Origin of the sequence: Simkania negevensis Z (assembly GCF_000237205.1) — a bacterium.
GTDB classification, from domain to species: domain Bacteria; phylum Chlamydiota; class Chlamydiia; order Chlamydiales; family Simkaniaceae; genus Simkania; species Simkania negevensis.
Window position 1 is genome coordinate 2,239,443 of the sequence record NC_015713.1, and the last position, 12,115, is coordinate 2,251,557.

Genomic DNA, 12,115 nt, shown 5'->3' on the forward strand with positions numbered 1-12,115 from the left:
GTCTTATCCCGCCACAAGTTCTGTCCGAGGTTTCCGATTCCAAAGAGGAAGGAGCATCGAAACAGCTACAACTCCACAAATTGCAAGAAGGACAAAGAACCCTGTCCAACCATAACTTTGAATCACGTGGCCAAAAGGATATCCTGCAGAAGCAGCCCCTGTGTAGGCAAATAATCCTGCAAAACCGGTTGCAGAACCTGCAGCTTTTTTTCCTGCCATCTCAGCAGCAGCCATCCCAATGAGCATTTGAGGCCCAAAAATCAAGAAGCCAATCGCAAACATGATGACCGAAATCAAAGCAACGCTTGATGATGGAACTGCCCATAAGGTGAACACGGTACAAATAATCCCTAAACTAAAGAGAACATTGACAGGTCCCCGTTTTCCTTTGAAAATCGTATCAGAAAGCCATCCTGCGGCTAAACTGCCAAAAATCCCACCGATCTCGAACCAAAAAACGCACGATCCGGCAACCATCAGAGAAAAACCTTTCGACTCCATCAGATAAAGTTGTACCCAGTCATTTACAGCTGTACGAATCACATAAACGAAGAAAAAAGAAATCGCCAGGATCCAAATGAACTTATTTTTGAGAACGTATTCTGTTAAAATTTCTCTCGACCCTTGAGAACGCTTTTCTTTTGATTCCTCTTCATCTTCATCCAATGCAACATCAGATTCAGTAGCGTAGTCATTGCGAAATTTTTCAATTGTTGGAAGCCCAAGAGCTTTCGGATTATCTCGGATGCGATTCACTAAGAAAAAGCCAACGATAATAGCCACTGCCCCAGGCAAATACATTGCATAGCGCCACCCGTAGAGTTGAATGGCTATCGCGCAAATAAGAGGAATGAGCGCTCCACCAATATTATGCGAGGTGTTCCATACTCCCCACCAACGGCCCCGTTCTTTTTGAGAATACCAATAAGTTAATAAACGAGCACAGGGTGGAGATCCCCATCCTTGGAAAAGCCCATTCAGTACCAAGAAAAGGCCAAACAAAATCAAAGAAGATGAAAATCCCACAAAGAGATTAAAAACTCCGGTCATGATGAGCCCAAAGCCCATGAAATAGCGAAGGTTAGCTTTATCGGAAATCACACCGCTTAAAAACTTACTGACCCCATAAGAAATCGATAAAAGACTACATAAGATCCCTAGTTGTCCTTTGTCAAATCCCAAGTCAGCAATGAGGGCAGGCATCGCAAAAACAAAACTCTTTCTCGTAAAGTAGAATAAAGCATACCCAATATACATGCTGTAAAAGACACGAAGACGCCAATAGCGATAACTCTTTTTAATCTCTTCTTGATCTGTTAAGGGAGTTTGAGGAGGATCGGGTTTGAAGAAGTCGATAACACTCACTGGATATCCTTTATCTTTGGTTGAACTTCCCGCAGGATAGCACCTGATGAAATAAATTTAAACCCTAGACTCATTCGTCAGTCTACCCAAAAAAAAACTTAAGTAGTATCTGGAATTTAAAAGAATAAAGGGGATGATTATAGAATGCGTCAAGGGGAGGCGTAAACGCCTCTCCCCCGCTAAAAGAACATTTATTTCTTTTTAGATTGTTGATCTCGAGGCTTCTGCTGAGTTCTAACTTGAGAAGACTTACCCGCATTTGGATTAGACCAAGAAGAATTACCTTGAGGTTTTTGGTTTGATGGGGATTTTTTCTTATTTTTTTCGTTGTTATCCATGTAAGACATCGTGTGCCTATTCATTAAATTGTTGCTAGTGATTCCCCCAAGCAACGCTCAGTACGAAATCACTATGGCTCCATTGTCGTTCAAACGCCAATTATTGTAGAGAGAAATTTTAAGGGGAAAAATATTAAATTGTACCCTCCTGATCCGAGGAACCTTGATATAGGGAAATCCACCCCTCCATTTGAATTTTATGTGCGGATAACTACCGTCCCAGCCTTCCAATCAATGTAAAATTTCTACTATACTCAAACTACTTCAAAAGTTGGATTTTCGGCTGCATCAAAGCACCGTAATTTGTCGATCTTAAGTGGCCTCATATTCCTGATCGACGAACTCCAAAAGCCTTCGCGTTGCTCAAAACCAACTTTTGAAGTAGTTTGAGTATAACATGTTAATGCTTCTTTTAGTTTCGTACAGTTTAAACAACAAAACGATCTCAACCAATCATATTTAGGTAAACTATTTTTTTAGGTATAAATTTATTCCACCCCATTTTATAAAGACTTGATTAAGTTATATAATATCCTGCTGCTAGAAATTTTTTAAAACGGGGTTGACTTTCAATGACTGCTGCACTCATCGGAGAATCATTTTATAAAAGGCATACCCCCTGGATTGATTCTATTGGATTTGCCCTAACAGGATCCATTGGACTCGCGAAAATGCGAGCACTTGAGTGGATCTCAGTTCCTCTATCACATACAGAAATGGCCTTAGCAGGAGTCGTAAATGGTCTTGCAAGCACACTAACCTATCGTTTAGGAAATGGCGATGAAGCATCTTCATCGTACCATAAAGTCGCACTAACAATTCTCGGAATCGGACTTGGTGTGATCACCTTCCCTTACATCACCCTTAAACTTTTAAAAGGAAGAGCTACATTGATCACCCTTGGGCCCGTCATGAAAGTTGCCCTTTATCATTTAGCTGCAAAATTCTTTATCTCTAACGCATGTGATATTTCAGAAAGCTATTATAAGAAACAGAACTTTCCAATCTTTCAAGACATTGAAGAAATGTCACCTCATGATATTGCAGTTTTCTACCAGCACTTTAATGAGCACCCTAAGGCTTGGGAAAAAGAACCTTTCACAAAGCAGCTTCGCTATAACCGTGTCCTACTTGAGTATGACCTCGAGCCATTAAAAATAACGTCGATTGATCTCTCAGCATCTCTTACTAAAATTGAGCTCGAAACTTTTAAAGTGCTTTTTGAAGATCATATCCTCAATCAAACGCAAGCAACACTCCTCTACAATTTTCACATCGCCCCACAAGATAGAATATACCAAGTGGTTAGTTTACCCAATATCGACCCAAAAAAGGTTAAAGTTCGCAGCTTATCTAACGAACAAGTCATGTGGCATTATAAATGGATCGAGCAGCACCCCTCTGTCACTATTCCTCAAACTCAAGTCGAAGCTTTCGCTCGAAGATTTTATACATTGGATCTTCCGCCTCCACAGCACCCCAATTTTGTTGCTGAAGTCCCTTTTGTAGGTTCTAATCAAGTCACTTCCAAAGCAAAAGCTCTCTATCATCATGGTTTTTTCCAAAAACATCCCGATGAATGGAAAAACCTAACGCTTCAGCACCAGATTCTCTACAGAGAGTCTTTTGATAATTATCGATTAGAACAGTTTCCATTAAAGGAACCTCGCATTGAGGAGCTATCACATCTAAAAAAAGACTACCTCAAAGAACTAAAAAACCATTTTGAGACCCATCATGAAGCATGGAACGAGAAATCTCGCACTTATCAGTTGGCATTAAATAAAGCCCTATCGATTCTCCATATCGACCCAATTAATCTTCCAACAAAATCTTTGATCCAAAAAAAACACGTAAAATATGTGGGATTCTTTCTTCTCAACATGGCAGCATGGTACATCATTAATCGAGTTTCTTCGGCAGCAAGCACCTATTTTTTTGATCTTGCAGAATCCTATACATACAACTCGTCTATTAACTCTGAGTGGAACCATTCAATCATCTTACAGCCCAATGCTACCAATACCCTTCCCACAGACTTCATTCATAACCCATCCATGAGTGGTTGCATTGGTACTGCCTGCCAAATCATGTCATCTACTGCATTCGGTTTTTGTCCTAACCCTAACTATATTCCAGTTAATAATTCACAGACTCTATCTAAAGTCTGTAAAGTTCCACCTTCATTACACGAAATATTCACGCAAAAACAGCCAGGTTTCTGCATCCCCAAAAACCCTATCATCACAGAAGCACCGCTAGACACTCCTTTCTCAATTGAGATGCCATGCTTCCCTAAAGATGCCCCAGACTTTTCAGCCACTACCTTCCACGAGCCGCCGCATCACGCATCTGCTTCCGAAATCCTCCAAAGCGATTCTCTTCGTGAATTAAAATGGGGTGGGGCCATGGTTGCTGGTTATCTTTTTACCTTGACTGCCTATTGGGCTGCATTACGGCAAAGACTGCACATCTGACATTTTTTGTAATTTGCCAAGTAAGAAGTCTTTATCGTATATGTAAAATTAATCAACCAAGGTAAGTGAAATGACTTTTTTTCCTGAGCCCTTGAGGCCTTCAGAAGGGCGTAAAGAAGATGAAGAAATCATCGTCAATCCGATTGAAGCGGATAAAAAAGGGGGAGAAGAACCCATTTGGGAGCTTCCTGGAGGGAAAAAGGGGAATTTCTATGCTTCGATGATCGTTCTCCTCAAAAAATTTACGAGCCTTTTCACCCGACAAAAAAGGGAAGAATTTTCCGAAGATGCTCTTGCTGCCGACATTCACTCTTTAACAGGGCTTTTAGATCGACTCAAGGAGCTTGATCAGAGCGAAAATGCTCACTTTGCTCAAGAACTGTCTAATCTTTGGCATGAACTTCTGCAACATGTTCAACTTGCCTCAAAAGCCAAAATGAAAACGGAAGTTGAGATCTCAAAAGTCAAAATTGTTTTATCTGATATCGACCGGTACCCTCCAAACGAGGAGCGAAAACTGGGCTTTTACCTGGCTGAGTTTGCTGGGGAAAGCTGGCTCCCCATGCCATTTATAGAAATCTTGAGAAAACTCCACGACGATTATAAAGTGAATAAAAATTCAAGCATCCTTGAAAAATGGACCGACCTACTCAAAGAAAGCGTTGAAGGTTGACCACTTCCCCTAAATTCTCTATAATTGTTTTCATTTTTGACCACAGACAGTATTCATGAAATACCAAATTCCAAAAGGAACGTTTGACATCCTTCCCACTGAAGCCAAAGAGCAAAATAAATGGAAGGAATCGAGCCGCTGGCACTATCTCGAAGAGACCATGAGGCAGCTCGCCCTTGACTATGGATTTCGAGAAATTCGAACACCAATTTTTGAACAAACTGATCTTTTCATTCGAGGAGTTGGTGAAACGTCTGACATCGTCTCAAAAGAGATGTACACCTTTAAAGACAAAGGAGACCGCTCCATGTCGCTCCGCCCTGAAGGGACGGCATCAGTCATTCGCTCGTTTGTTGAAAATGGGCTGCAGCAGTTTGGCTCTAATCAAAAGTTTTTCTACATCGGCCCCTTCTTTCGCTACGATCGTCCTCAAGCTGGCCGATATAGACAGTTTCATCAATTCGGTGTCGAAGCAATTGGACAAGGTTCTCCTGAGCAAGACCTTGAAGTCATCGACATGCTCTTTGAACTTTACCGTCGCCTAGGATTGAAGAATCTCAAAGTGATGCTCAACTCTCTAGGTGGCCCTGGAACAAGGCAAATTTACAAAGAAAAACTGCTCGACTTTTTGCGCCCCCACTTTACCTCTCTTTCTCCAGAAAGCCAAATCCGATTTGAAAAGAACCCTTTGCGCATCCTCGACTCCAAAGATCAAAAAGAACAAGCTCTTCTTGAGGGCGCCCCAACCATTTTAGATGAACTCGACCCAGAAAGTCGCACTCATTTTGAAGAGCTTTGCGATTTGCTTAAGATGCAAGAGATTCCGTTCGAAATCGAGCCAAAACTCGTGCGAGGCCTCGACTATTACAACCGCACCGTTTTTGAAATCACCTCCGATGTTCTTGGAGCTCAAAACACGATTGGTGCTGGTGGACGCTACGATGGACTTTCAGCTCTTCTTGGAGGCCCCGACCTCCCTTCAATTGGTTTTTCAACAGGGATGGAACGGATTTTACAAACCATGGATGGACAAAGCGCACCCTTTCCCCCTCCCCCTGCTCCTTACATCTGCCTCATTCCACTTAGCGATGAAGCAAAAACAGCTTGTATCCAAACTCTCTATGCGCTCAGACACGAAAAAGTCGCAGCCGAGCTCATAACAACAAAGAAAATTCAAAAAGCTTTGCAAACTGCAAGCGATTTAGGAGCGCAGTTTTCGATCATTCTCGGTGACGATGAATTAGAAAAAGGACTCGTTCAAGTGAAAAATATGACAAGTCGCGATTCAACACAAATTCGTTGGGAAGAGCTCATCTCTTTCCTTTTAAATCATAGGAACAACTCATGACGTTTGACTATAGACGGACGCACCGTTGCAACGACCTCACAAAATCCAATGTCGAAGAGATCGTTACTCTCTCAGGCTGGGTCCATCGCCGACGCGACCATGGTGGGCTCATTTTCATTGACCTTCGCGACCGTTACGGACTCACCCAACTCATCTTCGACCCAGATATTTCTAAAGAGTCGCACGAAGAAGCGTCAAAACTCCGCTTAGAATGGGTCATTTCTGCTAAAGGAAAGGTTCGCCCTAGAGGAGAAGGTCTAGAAAATCCCAAGTTAGCAACTGGAGAAATCGAAATCGAAGTGACAGAATTTGCCGTTTTGTCAAAAGCAAAAACACCACCTTTTTCTGTTTGCGACGAACTGACCGAAACAAACGAAGAGATTCGACTCAAGTACCGCTACCTAGATATTCGTCGGGGTGACATTGCACAAAAGCTTGTGATGCGCCACAAAGCCCTGTTAACAACGCGTAATTTCTTTAGTAACCAAGGTTTTCTGGAAATTGCCACACCTATCTTAGGCCGCTCTACACCTGAAGGCGCTCGCGATTATCTCGTCCCCTCACGCATTTATCCTGGTAACTTTTACGCCCTTCCTCAATCTCCCCAACTCTTCAAGCAGTTGCTTATGATCGGAGGAATGGACAGGTACTTTCAAATTGCCCCTTGTTTCCGCGATGAAGACCTCCGCTCAGACCGACAACCCGAGTTTACGCAGCTTGACATCGAAATGAGTTTCTCTACCCCAAGCGAAATAAAAAAACTCATCCATGACTACCTCAAGGTCCTCTTTAAAGAGTGCCTCGGTTTCACAGTTCCCGATACTATTCGGGAAATGAATTACGCCGATTGTATGGAACATTATGGAACAGACCGCCCCGATCTCCGTTTTGACATGCCCCTTGTGCGCCTGGATGCCATAGCAAAAGAATGCGAGTTTTCTGTCTTCCGCGATCAGATTGAAGGGGGCGGCATTGTCAAATGTATGTGCATTAAAGGAGGGGCTGAAATTTCTCGTAAAGATATTGATCGCTATACAGAATTCGTCGGCAAATTTGGCCTAAAAGGGTTAGCGTGGATGAAGCGGCAAGCCGAAGGGCTCCAATCGAGTATCGTCAAGTTTTTCTCTGAGCCCCTCTTAAAAGAGATCGAAGCTCAAACAAAAGTCGAAGAAGGAGACCTCCTCCTTTTCGCAGCAGCAGATGAATCAACTGTGAACCAAGCGATGGATCACCTGCGCCGTCTCGTAGCAAGAGAGCGCAACCTCATCGACCCCAACCGTTATGAATTCCTTTGGGTCGTCGACTTTCCTCTATATGAATGGGATAAAGACGAAAATCGCCTATCGAGTGTCCACCATCCGTTCACCGCACCCCATTTAGAGGACATCAAAAACCTTGATTCTAATCCTCTTAACGTCCGAGCTCTTGCCTACGACATTATTATTAATGGATTTGAAGTAGGCGGTGGATCGCAACGTATCCATGACTTTCAAATGCAAGAAAAAATCTTCAAAGCTCTCAAAATCAGTGAAGAAGACTTGAAAGGAAAATTTGGTTTTTTCATCGAAGCGTTGCAATACGGAACACCCCCACATCTTGGGATTGCGCTCGGCGTCGATCGTTTAATTATGATTCTGACAAAAACAGAAAATATCCGCGAAGTCATCGCTTTCCCAAAAACGCAAAAAGCCAGTGACTTGATGATGCGTTGCCCTGCCTCTGTTAGCCCTGGGCAACTCCATGAACTCGAAATAGAAACTGAACCAAAAGAAATCACTTGGATATAAATCCACCAGATAATAAAGTTGAGCTTTTCAAGAGGACTCGATTAGGAGAAATCAAGATGTTTAAAAAACTCAAAAGTCTCTTTCTAATTTTATTTATCACTTCTTTTACGTTTTGTTATGCAGCAGTTAAAAAAGAAACACCCGCTGCTCAAGAACCTAAGAAAGAGCAAGAAATTGATGTTAATAAAGTCTCACAAGCATTTGGCCATTTAATAGGCAAAAACCTTGAGACCCTGGGATTTGAGTTTGACATGCAAGAAGTTATTAAAGGATTGCAAGACTCACTAGCAGGAAAAAGCTCCCCAATGGATGAAGCCGAGTGTGTCCAAGCTATCTCAATTGTTCAAGAAGAAGCCTTCCAAAAACTCGCAAGTAAAAACCTTTCTCAAGCCAATGAATTCCTTTCAAAAAATGTTAAAAATCAAGGCGTCATAGAGCTTGAGAAAAATAAACTTCACTACCGAGTCGAAAAATCGGGAAATGGAGCTGTTGTCGAAGAACACCACACTCCAATGATTCGCTATACTGGGAAATTTCTCGATGGAAAAGTCTTTGGAGCCTCTCAAGAGGATGAACTTATCTCTCTTGACGAAACGATTCCTGGATTTAGTAAAGGGATTATTGGCATGAAAGAAGGTGAAAAACGGACCATCTTCATCCATCCTGAGCTCGGCTACGGGATGACAGGGTACTTGCCACCTAACTCCCTGCTTGTCTTTGACATCGAAGTTGTAAAAGCAAACGCAACACCAGATCAAGAAGAATCGCTCACATCGATTCATTCTTCTGAAGTGGATGCACAAGAAATTGCAGATCCAGGCCCAATGAAAGAAAAAGGGCTTCGTTAACCTTTAATCTCCCCCTTCTTTTCGGGGTTTCCTTCGGGAAACCCCTCCCTTTTAATCAGAATTCTGAGTTTATTTTGCTTATTCCCAGAAGAGAGTTCTCTTAAATTCTCATCATTTTTTGGCGAAGAGAAAACCAAGCGGTCCTTTTTGAGACAGAGCACTAGGAAAAAAGAGAAAAATCCCTGAAAATATGTGAAATAAACCCAGAACTCAGGTTTTTATGAAGATTGTTCTTTATCGCCCTCAAATTCCTCAAAACACTGGTAACATCGTTCGTACCTGCAAAGTCACCGGTTCAGAGCTCATTCTCGTCCGCCCTCTTGGGTTTAAAACAGATGATCGTAGCCTCAAGCGTGCAGGCCTTGATTATTGGGAAGGAGTTGATGTGACTGAAATTGACGATCTGATGATCTATCTAGAAAACCTTGAGACTCTTTTCTACTTTTTTTCGAGCCATGCCAAAAAGCTCTACACAGATGTGACCTACGATCAAGATACCATATTGATCTTTGGATCTGAATCCGCTGGACTTCCCCAAAAATATCACGAAAGATGGCCTGAAAAGTTCGTGACTCTTCCCATGATTGATGGCAGCCGCTGCTTAAACCTCGCCACATCCGTCGGAATTGGCGTCTATGAAGGTCTTAGACAAATTTCAACGACGAGAAAATAAGAATAAAAAAATAGATAGAATCAAACTGAATAGAATTGAAGTTGTAATGGGGATGTAGATCTTCGTACTTCCCCATTGAAAAGAACAATCTCCGGGAAGGTGCCCGATCCAATTGAGGGGAACTTTGAGAGTGATAAGCACTCCCAAAATAATTAAACAAAGTCCCACAAGAATGATCAGGCGACCCATATTATTGTGCCGCTAGCACGAAGTTGACGATCGCCTCTTCATCGCGTAAACCTACAAGTCGATTCACTTCTTTTCCGTCCTTGAAAAGAATCATTGTAGGAACTGAAGTAACCTGAAAACTTCCAGCTATCTTGTGACTCGCATCGATATCTAGCTTGGCGATTGTTGCTTTGGAGCCTAAACGAGCCGCAGCTGCTTCTAATACAGGAGCCAACATTTTGCATGGCCCACACCAATCTGCATAGAAGTCTACTAAGATCAGACCTGATCTAGTCTTATTATAAAAATTTTCATCATCAAGTATTAACATTTGCTCCTCAGACATTGTGCCTCCGAAATATCATAATTTGTTTGCTTTAGTGTAGAGATCTTTGTGATTTTTTGCTAGGGTGAGGTCATGGAAGATATTATTAGCGTTGAAAAAATTGCCGTGATCGCTAACGGCGCCGTTGCAGATTACGATGCTCTTCTCCCAGCCTTAAAAGGTTATGATCAGTACATCGCCGTCGATGGAGGATTGCACCACTGTGCGGCACTAGGAGTCACCCCACTCTTTCTCATTGGGGATATGGATTCTGTCGAGCCCGACATGAAAGCTAAATTTCCTAACGTAAAAGAACTCAAGTTTAAGCGAGATAAAGACGCAACCGATTTAGAGCTTGCCTTAGAGTTTTTAATCAAAAAAAATCCCAAGTCCATCACGATCTTTGCCGGATTTGGTGACCGCGTAGATCATTCGCTTTCGAATCTCGTCTTATTGTCTCGATATCCAGGAAAAGTTTTTCTTGAAACCGAAATAGAAATCCTCGGTGTCATTGACGAAAGGCTCGAATTGGCAACCCATGCAGGACAAACAGTTTCTCTTATCCCAATGAATGGTCCCGCTCTGGGAATCACAACTGACGGCTTAAAATGGGAACTCAAAGATGACATCCTAGACAAGAGCTTTGTCGGGATTTCAAATGAGGCTGTAGGAACATCTGTTTTAGTCACCTTAAAAGCTGGCGACCTTCTCTTCAGCATTCATAAGAAAGGAGGATTTTAACACTCCTAAGTGCTGGAAAGTGTCGCAACTTCTGTTTTTATTTCATCCATTCTCAGTTTATGGAGGATTTCCATCAGCACCGGACTCATACCATTTACGAAGTTCTTCAAGGGCTGAAGCCAAGCGATGCGCAATATGCTCTTGCGCTTCTTTCTTATCCATATCTGTATAATCATCCCAATGAATAGGAGAACCAAATACCACAGCTGTACGCCCGAAAAAGCGAGGGAACTTGCGGGAACGGGGCCAAATTTTAAAAGTTCCATGAATGTAAACAGGAATGATTGCTGTTTCACTCCGAGAAACAAGCATTCCAATTCCCGGTTTAATTTCCCCTAAAGTGTTATCTTTAGAGCGCGTCCCTTCGGGGAATAAGATCACTTTATACCCTTTTTTAAGCAATCCACAAATGGTTTTAATCGCTTTGAGATTATTCACTTGACCTTGAACTGGATGGGCATTAAGCGCAGCAATCATTTTTCCAAACCAAGAACGGAAAAGAGTTTCACGGGCGAGAAAATGAATGTTTTCTGGACTTGCTGCAGCAACAATAGGAGGATCGAAGTAAGATACATGGTTTGGAGCGAGAATTGCCCCTCCTTTGAAGTAGTGCTCATGTCCATAAACACGCATTCCGTAAAATACCTTAAAGATCAAACGAGTCAGAGTAATGACAAAAAAATAAAATACTTTCATTTTGATTTTTCTTTGACGTAGTTTTCAAGAGTTACGACCACTTCATCAATGGTCATTTGGGAAGTGTCGACTAAAATCGCATCTGCGGCTTGCTTAAGAGGTGCAAGTTCACGACTAGAATCATAAGCATCTCTGTCCTGAATTTTTTGCAAAATGTCTTCATATGAAAACTCACCTGCTCGATCGGGGAATTTCTGCTGCAGGTCTTTAAGACGTCTTTCAGCACGCACTGAGGGACTTGCTGTGAGAAAAAATTTTACCTCTGCATGAGGAAAAACAACCGTTCCTAAGTCTCTACCCTCAAATACAGTTGGCCCTTCATAAGAAAAAAGTTCCTGCAGGGGGCGCATAGCATCTCGGACACATTTCATCGCAGAAACCTCTGAAACAATTGCCGTGACCTCTTGAGAACGGATCGCTTTTGTCACGTCATGAGCGTCGACCTTATAGTTTTTTTTCCCGTTTTGCGTCTCAACATGAAATGAAAATGCTTGAAGCATCTTTTTTATTCCCTCGAGATCTGAAAGGTCAATGTTATCATGCAAAATTTTCCATGCAATGGCGCGGTAAAGAGCTCCTGTGTCGAAATAAGTATATCCCAGTTTTTCAGCCAACCGCTCTGCAACTGTCGACTTCCCAGTTCCTGACGGGCCATCAATTGTCACAATCATGAGCT

12 protein-coding genes are annotated in these 12,115 nt (G+C 42.3%); 7 read left to right on the forward strand and 5 right to left on the reverse strand.

Translation table 11 applies throughout. The features are described 5' to 3' along the window. Positions 1 to 3 precede the first annotated feature (3 nt). On the reverse strand, positions 4 to 1,365 hold the full coding sequence (gene uhpC, locus SNE_RS10960; RefSeq protein WP_013944504.1) for an MFS transporter family glucose-6-phosphate receptor UhpC: 1,362 nt from the start codon (positions 1,363 to 1,365) through the stop codon (positions 4 to 6). 910 nt (positions 1,366 to 2,275) lie between these two features. Between uhpC and SNE_RS10965 the strand changes: the two genes are divergently transcribed. From SNE_RS10965 to SNE_RS10990, 6 genes are all read left to right on the forward strand, one after another. Further along, positions 2,276 to 4,180 carry a hypothetical protein gene (locus tag SNE_RS10965; protein ID WP_013944506.1) on the forward strand — a complete coding sequence of 635 codons (1,905 nt, stop codon included), beginning with the start codon at positions 2,276 to 2,278 and terminating at the stop codon, positions 4,178 to 4,180. A 70-nt stretch (positions 4,181 to 4,250) separates the two neighbouring features. Beyond that, positions 4,251 to 4,853 carry a hypothetical protein gene (locus SNE_RS10970; RefSeq protein WP_013944507.1) on the forward strand — a complete coding sequence of 201 codons (603 nt, stop codon included), beginning with the start codon at positions 4,251 to 4,253 and terminating at the stop codon, positions 4,851 to 4,853. 55 nt (positions 4,854 to 4,908) lie between these two features. After that, entirely contained in the window at positions 4,909 to 6,201 is a 1,293-nt protein-coding gene (gene hisS, locus SNE_RS10975) for a histidine--tRNA ligase (RefSeq protein WP_013944508.1), read from the forward strand. Then, positions 6,198 to 7,988, forward strand: coding sequence for an aspartate--tRNA ligase (gene aspS / locus SNE_RS10980; protein ID WP_013944509.1), 1,791 nt, complete (start codon positions 6,198 to 6,200; stop codon positions 7,986 to 7,988). The genes hisS and aspS overlap by 4 nt, the downstream gene beginning before the upstream one ends. A gap of 56 nt (positions 7,989 to 8,044) precedes the next feature. Beyond that, positions 8,045 to 8,836 (forward strand): FKBP-type peptidyl-prolyl cis-trans isomerase, encoded by a 792-nt coding sequence (locus tag SNE_RS10985; protein WP_053225360.1) that lies wholly within the window; start codon positions 8,045 to 8,047, stop codon positions 8,834 to 8,836. A gap of 220 nt (positions 8,837 to 9,056) precedes the next feature. Then, positions 9,057 to 9,509 (forward strand): tRNA (cytidine(34)-2'-O)-methyltransferase, encoded by a 453-nt coding sequence (locus SNE_RS10990; protein WP_013944512.1) that lies wholly within the window; start codon positions 9,057 to 9,059, stop codon positions 9,507 to 9,509. Here SNE_RS10990 and SNE_RS13545 read toward each other — a convergent pair. Beyond that, positions 9,492 to 9,698: a DUF2905 domain-containing protein gene (locus SNE_RS13545; RefSeq protein WP_013944513.1), complete on the reverse strand. Its 207-nt coding sequence runs from the start codon at positions 9,696 to 9,698 to the stop codon at positions 9,492 to 9,494. The genes SNE_RS10990 and SNE_RS13545 overlap by 18 nt on opposite strands. 1 nt (position 9,699) lies before the next feature. Beyond that, the gene (gene trxA, locus SNE_RS11000; RefSeq protein ID WP_013944514.1) at positions 9,700 to 10,023 is read right to left on the reverse strand and encodes a thioredoxin; all 324 of its coding nucleotides are present in this window, start codon (positions 10,021 to 10,023) and stop codon (positions 9,700 to 9,702) included. A 72-nt stretch (positions 10,024 to 10,095) separates the two neighbouring features. Between trxA and SNE_RS11005 the strand changes: the two genes are divergently transcribed. After that, positions 10,096 to 10,743 carry a thiamine diphosphokinase gene (locus SNE_RS11005; protein WP_013944515.1) on the forward strand — a complete coding sequence of 216 codons (648 nt, stop codon included), beginning with the start codon at positions 10,096 to 10,098 and terminating at the stop codon, positions 10,741 to 10,743. A gap of 57 nt (positions 10,744 to 10,800) precedes the next feature. Here SNE_RS11005 and SNE_RS11010 read toward each other — a convergent pair whose 3' ends face one another. Next, a complete protein-coding gene (locus SNE_RS11010; RefSeq protein WP_013944516.1) occupies positions 10,801 to 11,439 on the reverse strand; it encodes a lysophospholipid acyltransferase family protein in 639 nt (212 codons plus the stop codon). Further along, complete coding sequence (cmk, locus tag SNE_RS11015) at positions 11,436 to 12,110, reverse strand: (d)CMP kinase (RefSeq protein ID WP_013944517.1); 675 nt, start codon at positions 12,108 to 12,110, stop codon at positions 11,436 to 11,438. The genes SNE_RS11010 and cmk overlap by 4 nt, the downstream gene beginning before the upstream one ends. Positions 12,111 to 12,115: the final 5 nt, after the last annotated feature.